This is a genomic window from Actinoplanes lobatus (genome assembly GCF_014205215.1).
Lineage (GTDB): Bacteria > Actinomycetota > Actinomycetes > Mycobacteriales > Micromonosporaceae > Actinoplanes > Actinoplanes lobatus.
Genome location: NZ_JACHNC010000001.1, coordinates 7,052,980 through 7,071,989, shown reverse-complemented (window position 1 = coordinate 7,071,989; position 19,010 = coordinate 7,052,980). Strand labels below are relative to the sequence as shown.

At 69.0% G+C, this 19,010-nt stretch carries 16 protein-coding genes and 1 pseudogene; 7 read left to right on the top strand and 10 right to left on the bottom strand.

Annotated features, from left to right (window positions below; translation table 11 throughout):
* Positions 1-144: 144 nt before the first annotated feature.
* The gene (locus tag BJ964_RS32160; RefSeq protein ID WP_229807393.1) at positions 145-1,749 is read right to left on the bottom strand and encodes a glucuronyl esterase domain-containing protein; all 1,605 of its coding nucleotides are present in this window, start codon (positions 1,747-1,749) and stop codon (positions 145-147) included.
* 261 nt (positions 1,750-2,010) lie between these two features.
* Here BJ964_RS32160 and BJ964_RS32155 point away from each other — a divergent pair, with 261 nt between their 5' ends.
* The 3 genes and pseudogenes from BJ964_RS32155 to BJ964_RS32140 all read left to right on the top strand — a co-directional run bounded on the left by BJ964_RS32155 (position 2,011) and on the right by BJ964_RS32140 (position 5,425).
* The gene (locus tag BJ964_RS32155; RefSeq protein ID WP_188124180.1) at positions 2,011-3,123 is read left to right on the top strand and encodes a LacI family DNA-binding transcriptional regulator; all 1,113 of its coding nucleotides are present in this window, start codon (positions 2,011-2,013) and stop codon (positions 3,121-3,123) included.
* 265 nt (positions 3,124-3,388) lie between these two features.
* A pseudogene (locus BJ964_RS32150) lies at positions 3,389-4,159 on the top strand (non-reducing end alpha-L-arabinofuranosidase family hydrolase); the annotation flags it as partial.
* Positions 4,160-4,630: 471 nt separating this feature from the next.
* Positions 4,631-5,425, top strand: coding sequence for a class I SAM-dependent methyltransferase (locus tag BJ964_RS32140; RefSeq protein ID WP_188124179.1), 795 nt, complete (start codon positions 4,631-4,633; stop codon positions 5,423-5,425).
* Between the two features lie 2 nt (positions 5,426-5,427).
* On the opposite strand, the gene chrA is transcribed toward BJ964_RS32140, so the two are convergent.
* Genes chrA through BJ964_RS32125 form a run of 3 tightly spaced genes read right to left on the bottom strand, consistent with a single transcriptional unit; the run spans position 5,428 to position 7,696 of the window.
* The gene (chrA, locus tag BJ964_RS32135; protein ID WP_188124178.1) at positions 5,428-6,804 is read right to left on the bottom strand and encodes a chromate efflux transporter; all 1,377 of its coding nucleotides are present in this window, start codon (positions 6,802-6,804) and stop codon (positions 5,428-5,430) included.
* Positions 6,801-7,232 carry a chromate resistance protein ChrB domain-containing protein gene (locus BJ964_RS32130; RefSeq protein WP_188124177.1) on the bottom strand — a complete coding sequence of 144 codons (432 nt, stop codon included), beginning with the start codon at positions 7,230-7,232 and terminating at the stop codon, positions 6,801-6,803. The genes chrA and BJ964_RS32130 overlap by 4 nt, the downstream gene beginning before the upstream one ends.
* Positions 7,229-7,696 (bottom strand): Chromate resistance protein ChrB, encoded by a 468-nt coding sequence (locus BJ964_RS32125; protein ID WP_203832899.1) that lies wholly within the window; start codon positions 7,694-7,696, stop codon positions 7,229-7,231. The genes BJ964_RS32130 and BJ964_RS32125 overlap by 4 nt, the downstream gene beginning before the upstream one ends.
* A 148-nt stretch (positions 7,697-7,844) precedes the next feature.
* Here BJ964_RS32125 and BJ964_RS32120 point away from each other — a divergent pair, with 148 nt between their 5' ends.
* The gene (locus BJ964_RS32120; protein WP_188124176.1) at positions 7,845-8,387 is read left to right on the top strand and encodes an EXLDI protein; all 543 of its coding nucleotides are present in this window, start codon (positions 7,845-7,847) and stop codon (positions 8,385-8,387) included.
* A 98-nt stretch (positions 8,388-8,485) separates the two neighbouring features.
* The gene (locus BJ964_RS32115; RefSeq protein WP_188124175.1) at positions 8,486-9,220 is read left to right on the top strand and encodes a DUF4118 domain-containing protein; all 735 of its coding nucleotides are present in this window, start codon (positions 8,486-8,488) and stop codon (positions 9,218-9,220) included.
* Between the two features lie 100 nt (positions 9,221-9,320).
* On the opposite strand, the gene BJ964_RS32110 is transcribed toward BJ964_RS32115, so the two are convergent.
* The 6 genes from BJ964_RS32110 to BJ964_RS32085 all read right to left on the bottom strand — a co-directional run bounded on the left by BJ964_RS32110 (position 9,321) and on the right by BJ964_RS32085 (position 16,805).
* Positions 9,321-11,279, bottom strand: a complete 1,959-nt coding sequence (locus BJ964_RS32110) for a potassium transporter Kup (RefSeq protein ID WP_188124174.1) — start codon at positions 11,277-11,279, stop codon at positions 9,321-9,323.
* A 152-nt stretch (positions 11,280-11,431) separates the two neighbouring features.
* Positions 11,432-12,949, bottom strand: coding sequence for an FAD-dependent monooxygenase (locus BJ964_RS32105; protein ID WP_203832900.1), 1,518 nt, complete (start codon positions 12,947-12,949; stop codon positions 11,432-11,434).
* 209 nt (positions 12,950-13,158) lie between these two features.
* Positions 13,159-14,355 carry an ABC transporter permease gene (locus tag BJ964_RS32100; protein WP_188124173.1) on the bottom strand — a complete coding sequence of 399 codons (1,197 nt, stop codon included), beginning with the start codon at positions 14,353-14,355 and terminating at the stop codon, positions 13,159-13,161.
* Position 14,356: 1 nt separating this feature from the next.
* A complete protein-coding gene (locus BJ964_RS32095; protein WP_203832902.1) occupies positions 14,357-15,058 on the bottom strand; it encodes an ABC transporter ATP-binding protein in 702 nt (233 codons plus the stop codon).
* A 23-nt stretch (positions 15,059-15,081) separates the two neighbouring features.
* Positions 15,082-16,209 (bottom strand): peptidoglycan-binding protein, encoded by a 1,128-nt coding sequence (locus BJ964_RS32090; protein ID WP_188124171.1) that lies wholly within the window; start codon positions 16,207-16,209, stop codon positions 15,082-15,084.
* Positions 16,206-16,805: a hypothetical protein gene (locus tag BJ964_RS32085; protein ID WP_188124170.1), complete on the bottom strand. Its 600-nt coding sequence runs from the start codon at positions 16,803-16,805 to the stop codon at positions 16,206-16,208. Before BJ964_RS32085 ends, BJ964_RS32090 begins: the two co-directional genes overlap by 4 nt.
* Positions 16,806-17,054: 249 nt before the next feature.
* On the opposite strand from BJ964_RS32085, the gene BJ964_RS32080 reads away from it, so the two are divergent.
* Both BJ964_RS32080 and BJ964_RS32075 read left to right on the top strand, forming a co-directional pair.
* Entirely contained in the window at positions 17,055-17,717 is a 663-nt protein-coding gene (locus BJ964_RS32080) for a response regulator transcription factor (protein WP_188124169.1), read from the top strand.
* Between the two features lie 9 nt (positions 17,718-17,726).
* A complete protein-coding gene (locus BJ964_RS32075; protein WP_188124168.1) occupies positions 17,727-18,986 on the top strand; it encodes a sensor histidine kinase in 1,260 nt (419 codons plus the stop codon).
* Positions 18,987-19,010: the final 24 nt, after the last annotated feature.

Below are 19,010 nucleotides of genomic sequence, written 5' to 3'. Positions count from 1 at the left end.
GTCGTTCCTGATGCGTACACGTTCGGCAGCGATGGCCTCAAGGTCGATCGTCACCGCCATCCTTCGGCGGATCGAGGCCAGCTGGAGAATCCCACAAGATTGCCGGCCGCGGCACATACCGAGTCGGTGGAGTGGCGGCCGAGGTCAGCCCGCCTGGCAGGTCGGGGTGGCGGTGGGCCCGGTGCCGGTGCCCTGGAAGCCGAACTCGGTGCTTGCGCCGGCCGTGACGCTCCCGTTGTAGCTGACGTTCCGGAAACTTACCGTGCCCGAGCTACCGGTTGCCGTCGCGTTCCAGGTGTTGGTGATCGCGCTGCCCCCCGGCAACGTCACACCCACCGACCAACCGGTGAGTGCCGTGGATCCGGCCGTCACCCGCACCGTGGCGACGTAGCCGCCGGTCCACGAGTTCAGCGAGACCGTCGCGCTACACGCGCCGGAGGCCGGTGGGGTCGTGGGCGTGGTGGTTGGCGGTGTGGTGGTCGGCACCGTGGTGGGTGAGGTGGTCGCGCCGCTGGTCAGGGTCGGGGTGGTCCAGGTCCGCCACTGGGACAGGTTGCCGGCCTTCTTGCTGGAGATGTGGAACGAGCCGGCCGCGTTGCCGGTCCTGAGCAGGAACTTCTGGATGTTCTGCTGCAGCGGCGTCTTCCACTCGCTGCGGTTCGCGCAGTGCGTGCCGTCGGAGACGTCCGACCAGTAGGTGATGTTGTCGCCGGCGCCGAGGGCCTTGTAGACCTCGGCGCCGCCCAGCGCCGCCACGCTGCCGGACTTCGCGGCGAGCCAGTCGATGTGCGGGTTCTCCATGATGAACAGCCCGCGCGGCGCGATCATGGCGACCATCTCGTGAGTGTCGACCGGCAGGGCGTTCGGGTTGGAGGTGAACGAGCCGAACGCGTCACCGAGCCAGGGTTGTTCGTTGTAGGCGCTGCTCAGTGGCTGGGATCCGGATTCGCCGGGGATGCTGCGGAAGGCCGGGACGCCGCCGCTGCCCGACTCGATCGGCATGGTCAGGGCGATGCGCTGGTCGAACACGCCGATGGTGAAGGCCCCTTTGCCGTAGCGGGAGCAGCCGGTGACGCCGAGGCCGTCGGCGCGCAGGATGCTGGTACCGGACTGTTCGATGACGTCGATGAGGCGGCTGACGCCCCAGGCCCAGGCCATTTCCAAGCCGGTGGTGCTGGTGGAGCCGTAGAGCGTGTAGAAGGCGCCGGACTTGGCGCTGCGGCTGGTGCCCTCGGCGCCGACGGTCAGCGGGTTGTAGTTGATCACGGCGGCGCCGGAGGCGAGGATCGTGGCGGTGTCGGCGACGCCGGCAAGGACGAAGACCGCCGGGTAGGGTGCTGTCCCGGTCGAGGGTAGTTGGACGCTGGCCGAGAAGCTGGTGCTCTTGCCCTGGTCGGAGACGTTCGCCGTGATGCTGGTGGTGGAGACCGAGCCGGTGACGGTGGCCGGCTTGGCGGGTTTCTGGCCGTAGACGTAGGTTTCGGCCATCTCCCTGATCTCGGCCCGGCGGCATCGCCAGTCGGCCGTGGTCGAGATCCGCGTGCCGTTGATCCGGGTGAACGGATCCGGCAGCTGAGCATTGTTGATCGTGCTGAACGACGACACCGCGCAATCGGCGCCTTCGTCCTCGACCGACGCGGCCAACGCGACGCCGGTGGCGGCCTCGGCGGTGGTCGCCGCGACGGCGGCCGCGGCCACGACAGCCGCGACCGTCAGCGCGATCAGTCCGGAGCGAATTGTGGTGGTCAACGGAGCTCCTTCGGGGATAGGAGTGGCGGCGACAACGGAGGGGGACTTGTCGCCGGCCTGCGTCACGTGATGGGGAGCGGCAGAACGGTTGCCGGGGTGTCGCGTCGGCACAAGCAGCTGAATCCAGTGACATATGTCGATGTGGAGCGTCGCAGAAACGTTCCGACAGAGTCAAGGAAACGTTCCAGCACGTACTTCCTGGAAGTTCGTACTATGTGGCGAATCGATGATGGCCACAGGGCCAACCGGAGGGACGGCTGCATGCAACCCGACTACTCGGTGACGGAGGCGGCCGCCCGGGCCGAACGCCGGGGCCGGCGACGCGGCGAGATGACCGTGGCCGCCGTCGCCCGCCTGGCCGGAGTGTCGAAACCCACCGTCTCGCGGGTTCTCAACGGGAAGTCCGGCGTCGCGCCGGACACCCGGCAGCGGGTCGAGGAGGTGCTCCGCGAGTACGGTTACCGCCGCCCGGCCGCGGTCGCTCCCTCGCCCGGGATGGAGGTCGTCTTCTTCGGGCTGGAGAGCACCATGGCGATCGAGATCATGCGCGGGGTCCAGGACGTGGCCGGCGACCGGGACCTCGGCGTGGGCTTCACCGACGTGGCCGCGTTCGGCGGAGAGGGACGCCCGTGGGCCGAACGGCTGCTGGCGCGCCGGCCGGCCGGCATCATCGTCGTCCATTCGCGCTTCACCGCCCAGCAGTACGCCCAGCTCTCGGCGAGTGGGATTCCACTGGTCTCCGCGCAGCCCGTGAACCCGCCGCCGGACGCGGTGCCCTCCGTGGCCGCCACCAACTGGAGCGGTGCCGTGGCCGCCACGCGGCACCTGATCGGGCTGGGCCACCGGCGGATCGCGCTGATCGGGGGACCGGCCGATCAACTGGTCGCCCGGGAACGACTGGAGGCCTGCCGCGCCGCCATGGAAACCGCCGGCCTGCCGGCCGACCCACAGCTGATCCACACCGGCCGGTTCCTCTTCGAAGACGGCCTGGAACTCGGCACGATCCTGCTCCGCATGGCCCGGCCGCCCACCGCCGTGCTGTGCGGCGACGACCTGCTGGCGCTGGGCGTCTACGAGGCCGCCCGGCGGGCCGGTGTGCACATTCCCGGCGACCTGAGCGTGGTCGGCTTCGACGGCATCACGGCCACCCGATGGTGCGGTCCGCCGATGACCACTGTTCGCCAGCCGTTCCGGGAGATCGGCGCCGCCGCCGCCCGCCTGTTGCTTCAGCTCATCATGGAGGACCCGGTGGCGAACACCCGCGTCGAGCTGCCGACCGCCCTGGCGATCCGCGCCAGCACCGCGGCTCCCGCTCCGGAAAACGCATCGCACCACGGCGTCGATTCCGCGCGTTCCGAAAGCCGACGGGCCTGAGCGCATTGGCGTTCAGCCTGTGCTTCGGTGATCCAACCGGGGGCCAGGACCGGGTCCGCGGCGGCGTCCAGGGCAGCTCGGTCAGCGAGCGGTCCTCTCGTCGTGACCGCTGGCAGGCGCCTGCCAGCGGCCCGTCATACCCGGGACAGTGCCGGCCGCTGACCAGGCAGTGCCTGCCGAACTGCCGGGCCCGCCTCAGGCCGGGGTTGTCGGCGTAATCCAGGGTGTACAGGTCGATCTGCGGGTGTAGCAGTTGCTCGTCTCGACCGCAGGAACATACGGCTCGATGAACTTCGACCTCTTCACGAACTGGTCCGACATGGCCTCGGCCACCCAGAACGGCATGTCGTCCGCCACCGTCGCCCCCACCCTGTTCTACTTCGCCCCGAAGAACATCTGGGTGCTCGCCTACCAGTGGGGCGCATACCCGTTCCTGTACCGGACGTCGAGCGACCCCACAAATGCCAACGGGTGGTCAGCGGCACAGCCGCTGTTCACCGGAAGCGTTTCCGACGCGCCGTACGGACCCATCGACCAGACCCTGATCGGCGACAACACGAACATGTATCTCTTCTTCGCCGGCGACAACGGCAAGATCTACCGGGCCAGCATGCCGATCGGGAACTTCCCCGGCAACTTCGGCTCGTCGTACACGACGATCCTGAGCGATTCCACGAACAACCTGTTCGAAGCGGTGCAGGTCTACAAGATCCAGGGACAGAACCAGTACCTGATGATCGTTGAGGCGATCGGCGCGAACGGGCGCTACTTCCGCTCGTTCACGGCCACCAGCCTGGGCGGCACGTGGACGCCGCAGTCCACCTCCGAGAGCAACCCGTTCGCCGGCAAGGCCAACAGCGGCGCCACCTGGACCAATGACATCAGCCACGGCGACCTGGTGCGCACGAATCCCGATCAGACGATGACGATCGATCCTTGCCACCTGCAACTCCTCTACCAGGGCCGCTCCCCCAGCTCCAGCGGCGACTACAACCTGCTGCCGTGGCGGCCGGCGGTGCTGACCCTGCAGCAGTAGTCGCCGAGCCCGCGCCGCGAAAGGACCCTTCAAGAGAAGACCGACGCGCCTGCTCCTCGGCGCGGCCGGCACAATGGCCGCCCTCGTCGCCGCGACAGCCCTCACGGCCGGCACAGGCCACTCCGGCTGGACGATCGCCCGGATCGACGCCAACATCGTCAACTGACCGCAGTCCTACACCCCGCTGCTGCACATCGGCACCAACGACATGTACGGCAGCAACCAACGCAGCTGTGCGGGCCAGCCCCGACGCCTCGGCCGCCTCGGGCCCGTTCAGAACTTCAGCGTCCTGCACCACGTCGAGGGCTAACCGCTATGCAGGATGAAAGGCTCATTGTCGCGGATGTCTTGTGTCGCACCCGTTCACGATGTCCACGCCCGGCGACCGGAGTTGTCGGGGCCGCTCGGGCACTTGCCGTACGATCTGCCGAGGCCGGCGGAATGCCGTGGCCGGACGTTTGGGAGGTCACGGTGACCGTAGGCCGTGCACCGCGCTACGGCACCTGGATTCGCAGCGGCCGGCTCCGCCGGTTCGCCGCCGTCAGCGGCGCCTGCCTGGCTCTGAGCGCGCTGGCGTGGCTGTCGCCCTGGTTCCTACTGTTCCTCGTACCGTTCGCGGTCTTCGGCTACATCACGCTGATCCTGGCGCTCACCGTCCGTCGCTTCACGCCGCGCGGCGGGGACTTCCAGCGCCGCATCCACGACCTCATGGTCGCCAAGGTCGCGCCTGCGGCGCCGCGCCGGGTGCTGGATGTGGGCTGCGGCAGCGGGAGCCTGGTCATCAGGCTCGCGAAGGCCCTGCCGGACAGCACCGTGACGGGCATCGACTCCTGGGGGACGGACTGGGAGTACTCGCAGAAGCAGTGCGAGAACAATGCGCGCATCGAGGGCGTCGCCGCCCGGACGGCGTTCGGCAGGCAGAGCGCCGCCGCCATCGAGTTCCCCGACGGCAGCTTCGACGCGGTAGTCAGTTGCCTGACCTTCCACGAGATCGGCGACCTCGCGGACAAGTCCGACGGCGTGGTCGAGGCCCTACGCGTGCTGCGGCCGGGCGGCCGGTACGTCTTTCTTGATCTGTTCGCTGACCCGGCCTGCTATCCGTCGACCGAGGACGTTCGGGAGGCGATCGGACGAGCGGGTGCCTCGATCACGGAATTCGGCATCCTGGCCGGCTCCCTGCCGCTGCCGTTCCCGCTACGGCATCCGAAGGTGCTCGGGCACGCGATACTCATCGCCGGGACGAAGCCCGGCAACGCGTCATCCTGACTTCACACTCCCGGCAGGCCGGCGAGCCCCGCGATCAGGCCCAGCCCGGCGCAGATGCCGAGGACGCGTAGCACCGGCCAGTTGCGCCAGAAGATCAAGAGAGCCGCCACGGCGGCGATGATCAGGGGTACGGGGCGGACGGCGCCGAAGTCGGGAAGGCTCATGTGCACCGGCCCGGCGTGGACTTCGTGCACCTCGTTGAACAGGGTGTGGACCGCGAAGTAGAGGCCGAGGTTGGCGATGACGCCGACGACCGCCGCGGTGATGCCGGTCAGTGCCGCCGACAGCGACCGGTTCCCGCGCAGCCGCTCCACGTAGGGGGCGCCGAGCAGGATGAACAGGAAGCACGGCACGAACGTGACCCAGGTCGTCAGCAGCGACGCGACGACTCCGGCCACCCACGGGTCGAGGCTGCCCGGGTTGCTGTAGGCGCCGAGGAACGCCACGAACTGCACCACCATGATCAGCGGGCCGGGGGTGGATTCGGCGAGCGCGAGACCGCGGACCATGTCGCCGGAAGACAGCCAGGCGTAGTGCTCGACAGCCCGCTGCGCGACGAACGCGAGCACCGCGTAGGCGCCGCCGAAAGTGACCACGGCGGTGCCGGAGAAGAACAGGCCCTGCTGGGTGTAGACGCTGTCCGTGCCGGTGAAGATCGCAAACAATGCCACCGGTACGAACCAGACGGCCAGCCCGATCGCCAGGATCACCGCGGTGCGGCGGGCCGACGGATGTTCGTGGTGCAGGGCATCGTCGGAGATCAACGGCTCGGGGCCGTCCTTCGCCGAGCCGTGGCCGCCGGACGACTCGACCAGCTCCGGCCGCCATCGGTGCAGCGCCCAGCCGGCCAGCGCGGCGAGCGCGACCACGACCGGGAACGGCACCGCGAACACCGCCAGCGAGAGGAACGCCAGCACCGCGAACGCGACGAGGGTGCGGTTGGTCAGTGCCCGTCCGGCGACCCGCCACACGGCCTGCGCGACGATCGCCACCACCGCAGGTGCGAGGCCCGCGAACAGGGCGGTCACCACCCGGGTGTCGCCGAAGCCGACGTAGATCGCCGACAGGGCGAGCAGCGCCACGACGCCCGGCAGCACGAACAGGGTGCCGGCGACCAGGCCGCCGCGGACGCCGTTGAGCAGCCAGCCCACGTAGATGGCCAGCTGCTGGGCCTCCGGGCCGGGCAGCAGCATGCAGTAGTTCAGGGCGTGCAGGAACCGTTTCTGCCCGATCCACCGGTGCTCGTCGACCAGGTGCCGCTGCATGACCGCGATCTGCCCGGCCGGGCCGCCGAAGGTCTGCAACGAGATGCTGAACCAGGCGCGGACCGCCTTGCCGAACGGGACGACGTCGCGGATCTCGTCGACGGACTGGCTCATCCGGGTGTCCTGTTCAGCAGGACGGCGCGGCGCTGGTATTCGTACAGGCCGTCGAAGATCGGTCCGCTCAGCGCGAGCACCCGCTCGTCGTCGCAGGTCATCGACAGCCCGCGCAGCAGCACGTCGAAGCCGGGTCCCTCAGGCGCGTCGTAGCGTTCGTCGGCGAGGTCGGCCTCGTGCACGATCTCGGCGATCTTCCACAGCACCGGATCGTGCAGCTCGTACCGTCGCAGGATCGTCTCGAAAGAGCAGTCACCCCTGTGGTGGCCGAGTTCGGCGCCGCGCATGTCGAACGGGGTCGCGTCGGCGGGCACCGCGGTCCGGTCGTCGACGAACAGGAACTCCGCGTCCGGGTCGATGTGGGTGCGGATCAGCCACGCGCACGCGGCACGGTCGATGTGCACGCCGGCACGGGTGGCCCACCTCATGTCGACTCCTTCACCGTAGCGAGTTCCTGCACCGCGATCCGCGCGGTCTCCCGCTCCCCCGGCGGAAAGTGGTCACGGTCGGTGATCCGGCGCAGCTCGCCGCGCAGTCTCCGGACCAGGCGGGTGCGCTCGGCGTCGTCGGCCGGTACGGTCGTGGCCTGCTCGATCACCGTCCGGTACTCGGCGGCGCGGGCCGCCCGCATCCCGTCGATCACGGCCTGTTCCTGGGCGATGTCACCGGGTGTGGCCAGCCAGATCATGGCGGTGCCGCCGTTCTCGACGACCTCCTCGGCGACCCAGTCCAGCTGCTCGCGGGTCCGGTCGTCGGCGGGCAGCGCGATCAGCCCGTCGCCCAGCCGGGCCACACCGAGGCGCTCCAGCTTGCGCCACACCGAGATCCGCGGCTGCGACGGCTCCCGCGGGATCCGGTACGACAGCAGCACCCACTGCCTGCGATCCTCCACAACGAGACTGTAACCGTGGTTACCGCAGCGGTGGAAGCCTCAGAATCGCGCGACAACCCACCAGGCAGCGGCCACGTCCCGGACCTTTTACGTATGCATGTACGTAGCCCTACACGTATGCGTACACTGTTGCCCGGAGGTGAGACGTATGCCGAACAAGACCATCTACATCTCCGACGACGACCTGCCGCTGCTGCAACGGGCCCAGGAACTGACCGGGGGCAACCTGTCGGGCGCCATCGTCACGGCTCTACGCCGGCTGGTCACGGTCGAGGAGGCCAAGCACGCCGGGTTCGACGAGATCACCGTGAAAGTCGGTCTCGGCAGTTCCGCCGTCAAACGTTTCCTCGGGGTCGCCCTCGGCGAGTGGACGGCGTCGAGCGTGGACGGCGAGGAGACCTACTCACTGTTTCGGACCGCCAAGGGCCGCTTCGCGGTGCACCACTCCAAGCCCGAACTGCACACCCCGGCCGGGCCCGACGCCGAACGGAGCAGGAAGTGGTCCACCGGATGGCGCGGCTGGATAGGTGACTGGTCACCCGACCAGGCCTGGATGCGCACCCCGGCACAGGCCACCTTCGCCGTCGTCGACACCGTCGAGGAACTCGAGCCACTGCTGCCAGCAGAACTGTATGTCTTCGCAGTGCAGGCCATCCAGGACGAGCCCGTCGTGGAGGACCTCGACATCTGACGCCGCAATTGACACCCCGACAGTGCGGAAACCGCGTCGAACTCAAGGTCTGTGTGCCAATCCCGGCCTGGCACGCCCCACGGTCGTACAGTCAAAGGATGGCCACCTGGGTCAACCGGAGTCGTGTCTGCGTCGGCCTCGCGGTCGTCACACCTTTCGCCGTCACGGCGGCGCTGGCGCCGATGCGGGCCCGCGTCGAAATGGTCGACGTCGCGCTGCTGCTCGTGGTGGTCGTGGTCGCGGTCGCGGCACTGGGCAGCCGGCTGGCCGGATACCTGGCGGCGCTGTCGGCCGGCGCCTGGTTCAACTACTTCTTCATCGCGCCGTACCAGCAGTTCCGGATCGCCGACCGATCGGGGGTCCAGACTTTCACACTGCTCATGATCGTCGGTGCTGCGGTGACCGAATTGGCGGTCTGGGGCCGCCGTCAGCAAGCCGCGGCCAGCCGCGAGGCCGGCTATCTCGCCGGTATCAACGCCGCCGCGGCCAGCGGCGCGACCGGCGGCGGCTCCCGGCAGGAGCTGATCAAACAGGTCGCCTCGAATCTCGTCGAGGCCCTTCACCTGCAAACCGCCCGATACCAATCCGGCGTGGCAGGCCTCGGTGACCCGGCACGACTGCAACGTGACGGCCAGATCATGTGGCAACACGCCAGGTGGGATGTCGACCATCAAGGGCTGCCGGGCGACACCGACATCGAGCTTCTCGTCGAGCATGACGGGCGACTGCACGGCAGATACCTGCTGCGCGCGGCGCCGCACACGGTCGTGTCCCTGAGCGAACGCCGCGTCGCCCTCACGCTCGCCGACCAGGTCGGCGCGGCGTTGGGCTGAGTTCGACGTCCGCGACGGGCACCCGCGGTCAAGGTGGGTAGCGATAGCCCATGCCGAGCCGATCGCTGCCACACCGGGAAAGCCGTCCAGGACGTACGCGTCACACGTCGATGTGGGAACCCATGATGACGGTACGGTCGCGGGGCAGGCCGAATTGCTCGGCGGCGTCGGCGGTGATGTTGGAGGTGGCCGTGAACAGCCGTTTACGCCACTGGGCCATGGTCGGTTCCGGCGAGCTCTGGAGTTCGATCTTGGAGAGGTAGTAGGTCGTGTCGTCGGTGTCGAGGGGCCCTTCGGTCTGCTCCGGTGTCAGCCCGCGTAGTGTCGCGGGCACGTCGGGAGTTTCGGTGTAGCCGTAACGGGCGGCGACGAAGATGATGCCGTCGTCGCCGTATCCAAGATCGTCGACGGTGATGCGGTCGGCGTCCGCGACGCGGGGCACCGGCTGGGTCTCCAGCGACAGGATGACGACGCGTTCATGGCGAATCTTGTTGTGTTCGACGTTGGCGCGTAGGGCCAGTGGTGCGGTCTGTCCACCGCGGTTGAGGAACACCGCGGTGCCAGGGACAGTGGTGGCTGGCGTCGCGCCGGTTCTCAGCTGGGTGACGAAGTCCTGCAGCGAGCCTTCCTGGCGTTTGCGGTTGGCGGTGACGATCTCCCGGCCGCGTTGCCAGGTGGTCATGACGGTGAACGCGGTCAGGCCGATGAGCAGTGGCAGCCAGGCGCCGTGGGCGAGTTTGGTGAGGTTGGCGGCGACGAACAACAGGTCGATGCCCACCAGGACGGTGGCGCCGGTCGCGAGCAGCCACCAGGGTGTTCCCCAGCGGGACCGGGCGACGTAGAAGAACAGCAGGGTGGTGATGGAGATGGTGCAGATCACCGCCATGCCGAACGCGTACGCCAGGGCCGCGGAGCTGCGGAACGCGAAGACCAGGGTGAGTACGGAGACCAGCAGCAGCCAGTTGATCCAGGGCACGTAGATCTGGCCGATGGTCGACTCCGACGTGTGCGTGATGCGCAGCCGTGGCAGGTATCCGAGGCGGGCGGCCTGCGCGGCGACCGAGTAGGCGCCCGTGATCACCGCTTGGGAGGCGATGACCGTGGCCGCGGTGGCCAGCAGCACCATCGCCCACCTCCCCCATCCCGGGACCAGCAGGAAGAACGGGCCGCTGATGTTGGCCGCGTCCTGCAGGATCAGGGCTCCCTGGCCGAGGTAGCTCAGTACGCAGGCCGGCAGCGCCAGCAGCAGCCAGCCGCGGGTGATGGCGCGGCGGCCGAAGTGGCCCATGTCGGCGTAGAGCGCCTCGGCGCCGGTGACCGCCAGTACGATCCCGGCGAGTGCGAAGAACGCGATGCCGAAGTTGCCGGCCAGGAAGCTCAGCGCGTAGGTGGGTGACAGCGCCTTGAGGATGGCGGGCTGCTCGGCGATGCCGATGACACCGCAGGCGCCGATCGCCGTGAACCAGACGATCATGATCGGGCCGAACAACCGGCCGATGACCGCGGTGCCGTGCCGCTGCACCGCGAACAACGCCACGATGATGACCGCGGTGATCGGGACGATCCACTCCTCCAGCGACGGCGCGACGATCTTGAGACCTTCCACGGCCGACAGTACGGAGATCGCCGGCGTGATCATGCTGTCGCCGAAGAACAGGGAGGCGCCGAAGATACCCAGACCGGCCAGGACCGCGGCGGTACGTCTGCCCCGGGGTGCGGTCCACCGGCGCAGCAACGTGATCAGCGCCATGATGCCGCCTTCGCCGTCGTTGTCGATGCGCATGGCGAGCAGCACGTAGGTGAGGGTCACGATGATCATCACGGCCCAGAAGATCAGCGACACGACACCGTACACGTTGTCGGTGGTGACCGGGACCGGATGCGGGTCGGCGGGGTTGAAGACCGTCTGCATCGTGTAGATCGGGCTGGTGCCGATGTCGCCGAACACCACCCCGAGCGCACCGACGACCACGGCCAGGCGCACGACATCACGCCCACTACCGCCCGCGCCTTCGTGTGGCGTGCTGTGATCCGCCGCCGGCTGCTGCTGGTCGAGCACGGTGAACCCCTCCAGGCTGCTGCGACGGTGATCGGCACAGACTCAGCCCAGTATCGGTGCCATGGCGGCATCACGGTGGCGAATACCGCCCGAGTTCTTCACTCTGAGATTCTTGACGTTCTATGCGGCCGGAGGTCCCCTGACCAGCCTGTTCAGAGCGAGTTCAAGTAGTCGCGGACGCCACGGCTGTCCCCCGGTTCGGCGACCAGGCCGACGTAGCCGTCCGGGCGTACCAGGACAAGGGTGTCTGCGCCGTAGGCGTTCGCTGCATGCCCGCCATGGTCGTGCAGGCCGCCCGGCCCGACCGTCCAGGAGCCGACGATCGCGGGATCCACACCGTCAAGCGGTGGGACACCGTGTTCACCGATGCCGAGCAGGGTGAAGCGCGGACCGCGGAACAGATCGAAGAGGTGAATCGGCGTGCCGTCGGTGTCACACAGCGGCGCGTCCGGCGCCCGGTCCCCCGGCTGGACTCGGGCGGACCGGCCGGCCTGACGGGAGAGCCGGCTCCACGGATACCGGAGCGCCAGCTGGGTCAACTCGGGCGTGGCCACCGCGTCGAGACCGCCTCCCTTCTCCTTGACGGCGTCGAGGACCGCGGTGAGCCGTTCCGAGGTGATGCCCAGCAGCCAGCTCGCGATCGGGAGCCGCTCCTCGTCATAGGTGTCCAGCAGCGTCGGGGCGGCCCTCCCCGCAACCACCAGACCGAGCTTCCAGCCCAGTTTGTACGCGTCCTGGATCCCGCTGTTCATGCCGAGCCCGCCGGCGATCGGATGCACGTGGGCCGCGTCCCCGGCGAGGAACACCCGGTCCACCCGGAGCCGGTCGACCATCCGGACGTTGACGCGGTACGTCGAGCGCCACGCCAGGTCGTGCAACCGCACACCCGGCAGCCCGGCCACACGATCGAAGGTCTGCCGGAACCGTTCCAGGGTCGGTTCGAGCGGTGCGCCGTCCGCGTCGAGTTCGGGGGTGGCCTGTATCTGGAACACGTCGGTGCCGGGCAGCGGGCACAGCATGACGACACCGTCGTCGGTGAACCACTGATGCCAGGCGTCGCGGCCGAGCCCGTCGACCCGGACGTCACCGACCGCCATGAGTTGCATGTCCGGTGTCTCGCCGCGCATCGGCAGGCCGAGTGCCTTGCGGACGGTGCTCCGGCCACCGTCGCAGCCGATGAGGTATCGGGCCCGGATCCGCTCCTCACCGACCGTCGTGGTCACCCCGTCGGCGTCCTGCTGGAAGTCGCTCAGCTCGGCGCCGCGCTCGACGGTGACGCCGAGGCCGTCCAGCCGCTCGCGCAGGATCTGCTCCACCCGCCACTGCGGGATCATCAGGGCCGCGGGGTACGGGACGTCGGGCGTGGGTACCTGATCGGCCTGCGGATCGACCTCGGCGATCACCTCGGTCCCCTGGTACTTGCGGTGCCGCAGGTGGCTGATACCGGACGCCAGGATCCGGTCGGCGACCCCCAGATCGTCGAGCACCTCCTGGCTGCGCGGGCTCAGCCCCTTCCCCCGGGAGCCGGTGGGGAACTCCGGCACCCGGTCGACGATCCGCACCGCCACGCCACGACGGGCGAGGTCGCAGGCGAGCGTGAGACCGGTCGGGCCGGCACCGGCCACGAGAACATCCGTGATGGCCTCGGCACTTCCGGCTGCCGGGCTCATCGGACATCGATGACATCGCCGGTGAGCGTGGACGGTACCGGTGAGTATTGCGACATCGTGGCTCTCCCGCTGCTGGACTCGAGCGTCGGCCCGAGAAGTGGTCGGCGTGTTGCCCGCCGGTTCCTTCGAGCCAGTTCCTGATGCTGCTACCTGCTGTCCTGTTTCACACACTGTTCGGCAAACCTCGGGCCTGCGCGGCCGGCTGCGGCCTACGCCGTTCGGAGCGCCTCGGTCGGTGCCATGCGGGCCGCGCGGAGGGCCGGCAGCAGTCCCGCCACCGCACCGATCAGCATCGAGGCACCCAGCCCACCCGCCCACGCGAGTGGGGGTACCACCGTCTCCCAGCCCTTGACCTGGGCATAGGCCACCGTGGCCAGTACCCCGGCGCCCACCCCCACCGCGCCACCGATCGCCGCGAGAAGAATCGCCTCGGACAGGAACTGGGTTCTGATGTCACCCCGAGTCGCGCCGAGGGCCCGCCGGAGCCCGATCTCGGAGCGGCGTTCCAGCACCGAGATGACCATGGTGTTGGCCACACCGATCCCACCGACCAGCAGAGCGACCGCGCCGAGGCCGAGGAACAGTCCGTTGAACGCGGACTGGGCGGCGGCCCTGGCGATCAGTGCCGTGGACGGCCGGCTGACGGTGATCTCGTCCGGCGTGGCCGGGTTGGCCGTCGCGGCGAGCACGTTGTAGACCGAGGTGACCTGGTCGGGTTGCGACAGCACGTACACCTTCGTGGAGTAGCCGTCGAAGTTCAGGTAGTGCGCTGCCGACTCGTATCCGATGAGCACCGAGGTGTCGATCTCCGGAGTCAGCTTCGCCGGGTTCAGGATGCCCGCGACGTAGAACCACTGTTCACCGACCCAGATCCGCTGGTTCGGGATCAGGTGGTAGACGCCCAGCCGCCGGGCCGCGTCGGCACCCAGCACGGCGACCGGCTGGGCCGCGGTGGCCGCGTTGAGGTATTCCCCCTGGGCGACCGAGGTGCTGACGGCGGTGGGCAGGCCGAGGCTCGCGGCGTGCACCGACAGGCCGTTGGTGTTGACCTCCGGTATGTACCGGGTGCGGTACACCTTGGCGGCGACCTCGCCGGTGCTCTGCACATTCTCGACCGGGCCGATCCGGGAGATCATCGGCACCGCGTCCTCGGGCAGCTTCGCCGTCTCGCCGGACATCGTCTGGCCGGGTTCGACCGTGAGCAGGTTGGTACCCAGTTCGTCGATTTCGGACAGCAGTCCGGCCTGGGAAGAGGCGGACAGGCCCAGCACCGCGACCATCGCCGCCACCCCGATCGCGATGCCCAGGGCCGACAACGTGGCCCGGACCCGCCGGGTACGCAACCCCACGCTCGCCACCCTGGCAAGGTCGGCCGGGTGCAGCCGTACGGTAGCCGTCGCCGGCATGTCAGTCCCCCTCCCTTGAGGTCCGGTGTTCGTGTTGAGCGACATCGGCGACGATGTGCCCGTCCAGCACCTCGATGCGGCGCGGCAGCCTGGCCGCCAGATCGCGGTCGTGGGTGATCACGACGATCGTCGTGCCCTCGTCGTTGAGCCGGCGCAGCAACTGGTGGACCGACCCGCCGGAGACACTGTCCAGATTTCCGGTCGGCTCGTCGGCCAGCACGATGGCCGGGTTGCCGACCAGCGCACGGGCGAGCGCGACCCGCTGCCGCTCACCACCGGACAGCTCGGCCGGACGGTGGTGCACCCGATGGCCGAGGCCGACCCGCTGCAGTGCGATGTCGGCCGCGTCGATCCGGTCGCGGTACCGGGTTCCGGAGTAGAACAGCCCGTCGGCCACGTTCTCCAGGGCCGTGGCGTAGTCGGCCAGGAAGAACTGCTGGAACACGAAGCCGATCCGGGTCGCCCGCAGCCAGGCCAGATCGCGGTCGGACATCTGGGCCACGTCGTCACCGACGACCCGGACCGTTCCGGCGGTCGGCCGGTCCAGGGTGCCCATCACCTGCAACAGGGTGGACTTCCCGGAGCCCGACGGACCCACGATGGCGACCAGCTCACCACGGCGGATCGTGAAGGTGGCGCTGTCCAGCGCCACCACCGGAGAGAGGCCCGGGTAGATCTTCTGAACGTTGTCCAGTTGGAGCACCGGCGTGGCCGTCAGCCTTCCTGTCATGACGCCGGCACCGCGACTTTCTGTCCCTTGGCCAGGCCGTCACCGGAGACCTCGACCCGGCCTTCGCCGTCGTCGATCAGTCCGGTCTCGACCCGCACGAGTGTGTGTGCCCCAGCGGCGTCCACCACCTCGACCGCGTACCCGCCACCGGCGAGGGCCAGCAGCGCGCTCACCGGAACCGACAGGACGTCCTCGGACACGCCGGAGACGATGGCGATCTGCACCGGGGTCTTGTCCAGGGCGCCGGTCTCCTCCGGCTTGGACAGCTTGATGTAGACGTCGACGGTCGTCTTGTCGCCCTCGGTGGACGCGATCTTGCCGACCGCCGACACCACACCCGGCGTCGACTTGCCGGTAGGCATCGTGACGGTCACCTTGTCACCGGCCTTGACCTGTGACTGCTGACTCGCGTTCAGCTTCAGCGTGGCCTGGCGTTCCGTGGACGACGCCTCCAGGACGGTCGCTCCCGGGGCGACGCCGGCACCGACGGTCGCGGCGACCGAGGTGATGCGCAGTTGCTTCGCCGGCAGGAAGATCACCTGTCCCAGCGGCACCGAACCGGTCTTCTCCAGCTTCATGGCCTTCTGGAAGCGCCACACGGCCCAGTAGGTCTGCTTGCCGAAGTAGTCGGAGTCCGGGTCGATCTGGCTCCTGGTGGCGTACTTCAACGCCACCAGGGAAGCGTTCAACTGCTGTACGTCGGCGCCCTTGAGGCCCCGGTCGAGCGCCCGGTACGCCGGCAGGTAGGACCCCGTCATGAAGATCACCGGCTGGCCGTCCACCCGGTAGATCGGCTTCCCCGACGTGATCACCTGCCCGGCCGACGGCGCGTCGGTGAGTTTGCCGTCGGCGTTGTTGACCACCTTGTAGGAGCCGGCGTAGCCGAGCTTGCCGTTCTGCAGCGACGTCGCGGAGATATCGCCCTTGGTGACGTCCGCCAGCGCGAACACCGCCTTGTTCTGGTACGCCGCCTGCCCGGTCTCCTTCTCCCAGGGGCGGAGGACCACGGCTGTCGCGGCCCCGGCGCCCACCAGCAGCAGGACGATCAGCACCGCCGGCCGCCGGTAGCTGTTCGCCACCGGCGCGCGCGCCTGGGGTTCAGTGGGGGTCTCCGTCTGGCTCACTGACCGGCTCCACCCTGCGGCGCGTCCTCAGGGATGTTCGACTTGTACTGTTTGCACGCTTCTTCGGCGGCCTTGTACTGCGCCGACTCCGGGTCCGGGCCGTCGCCCTTGCGGTTGGCGAAATCGCCGTTGGCGTCCGGGTCGGAGAAGCCGGTCGCGCCGTTCTCGCGCATGCACTTCGCGTACTTGAGTTTCTCCTCCTGCGACCAGGTCTGCCCGCCCGCGTCGCCGCCGTTCTGCGGCTTGCCCTCGGGCTTGTACCGGGCGCACTTCGCCTCGGCGTCCTTGAACTCCTTGGAGTTCGGATTGACCCCTTCGGGCAGGGCGAGAGCGCCGTTCTCCGGGTCAGGGAAGTCCGGGAGACCATTACCGCGCAGGCAGTTGGCGTACGCGGCGAGGTCCCCGGTACCACTTCCAGAAACGGCCGGCGCCGACGCGGCGGAATTGTCCGGCAGCGACGCCACCGCATTGTTGCCCTCGCCGGAGTCGTTGTTGCAGCCGGCGCCGACCACAGCCGTCACCAGCATGAAAGCGACGACACCGGTGTTGCGAAGCCATCCGGTCCGCGACGCTTTGGCGCTCTTGATCGTGAACATCTTGTCCTCCTGTTGCGACCGGGGTTCTTGCCCCGACGGCTTTTCTATCGGAGGACCGGTTTCACCGACGTTTCACAGCAAACCGTCTCCGGACCCACCGGCCGCTGGGCTCCACCCCGCCTCGCGCTCAAGTCCGGCGGGCCGGCCGCCGCGGCGCTGAAACCTCCGGGAAACCGGCGCTGGAGCATCATGGGGAAGCTTGCAAAGACTGGCTGAGGCTCGGGACATGAAGTGGAGGGTCCGGCGAGGATGCGAGTTCTGGTGGTCGAGGACGACGAGGAGATGGCGCAGATCGTCGCTGTCGGGTTGCGTCAGGCGCACATGGCGGTCGATGTGACATTCGACGGAGTCACCGCGCTGGAGCGGGCGACCCGCAACGGCTATGACGTCATCGTCCTCGACCGCGATCTTCCGGGCATGCACGGCGACGACGTGTGCAACGAGCTGATGGCGGCGGGCTGCCGCAGCCGCATCCTCATGCTCACCGCGGCCGCCACCACCGAGGACCTGGTGGAGGGCCTGAACATGGGTGCCGACGACTACCTGCCGAAACCCTTCGACTTTCCCGCACTGGTGGCGCGCGTCGGCGCCCTCGCCCGCCGGGTCCAGCCTCCGGTGCCTCCGGTGCTGCGCCAGGGTGACCTCGTGCTGGACACCGCCCGCCGCACCTGCGCGCGGGGCGGCCACCCGCTCGATCTGCGCCCGAAGGAGTTCGGTGTGCTGGAGATCCTCATGGCCGCCGAGGGCCGGGCCGTCTCCGCGGAGGAGTTGCTGGAACGCGTGTGGGACGAGTCCGCCGACCCGTTCACCAATGCCGTGAAGATCGTGATGAGCCGGCTGCGGGCCAAGCTGGGTGATCCGCCGATCATCGAGACCATCGCCAGACGCGGTTACCGCATCCATGAGGATTGAGAAACCGACATGCCGCTCCGTCTCCGCCTGCCACGCCGTACCGTCCGCCTGCGGCTGGCCGTGCTCTTCGGCCTGCTGTTCTTCGGCATCGGTGCCGCCCTGCTGATCACCACCTATCTCCTGGTGCGGTATTCGATCATGCACTTCGGCTCCGGCCCGCAGGACGGCGCGCAGATGGCCCCCGCCGGGCAGGCCGCACCGTCGCCCCTGCTGCCGGAGATGGGCAGCAGCACGGGTCCCCGGCAGTCGTCGATGGAATTCTCGATGCCGGCGACCGAGGCCGCCCTGGCGAGCCAGCGGGTCGTCGTGTTGCAGACGCTCTGGGTCGACTCCGCCATCGCGCTCGCCATCATGTCCGCCGCCTCGGTCGTTCTCGGCTGGCTGATGGCCGGGCGGGTACTGCGCCCACTGCGGACCATCACCGCGGCCACCCGCCGGATCTCGGCCACCAGCCTCAACGAGCGGCTGTCCCTGCAAGGGCCCGACGACGAGCTGAAGGAGCTCGGTGACACCTTCGACGGCCTGCTGAGCCGGCTACAGGTGTCGTTCGAGGCCCAGCGCCGCTTCGTGGCCAACGCCTCCCACGAGCTTCGCACCCCGCTGGCCCGGCAACGGGCCCTCGGGCAGGTGGCGCTCGCCGACCCGAACGCCTCGGAGGCCTCTCTTCGCATGGCTCATGAGCGCATCCTGGCCGCCGGCGCTCAGCAGGAACGACTCATCGAGGCACTGCTCACTCTCGCCCGGGGCCAGGCCGGGATCGAGGTTCGTGAGCCGTTCGACCTGGGCGAACTCACCCGGGAAGCGGTGACCAGCCGCCAGGCCGAAGCGGAGCACCGGCTGATCTCCGTCCGCGCCGACATCACGCCGGCCCTGATGGCGGGACACCGCAACCTCACCGAACGTCTCATCACGAACCTGATCGACAACGCCGTCCGGCACAACACCCCCCACGGCTGGCTCGAGGTCGCGGTCACCACCGTCGGCGACCATCCCGTCCTCACCGTCCGCAACACCGGCCCGGTGGTCCCGCCGGAGGCGATCGACCGGCTCCTGCAGCCCTTCCAGCGCCTGCCGGCCGACCGGACGGCGAACACCAACGGGCTCGGGCTGGGTCTGTCCATCGCCCAGGCGATCGTCCAGGCACACGACGGGACCGTGCACATCGCTCCCCGCCCGGGTGGCGGTCTCACGGTCACCGTCACGTTCCCCGAGGCGCCCGCGCACACCGCGGCGCCCGCCCCGGTGACGGTCGCGGTGCTCGGACGCTGATCGGTGTCCAACCAGCCGATCGGG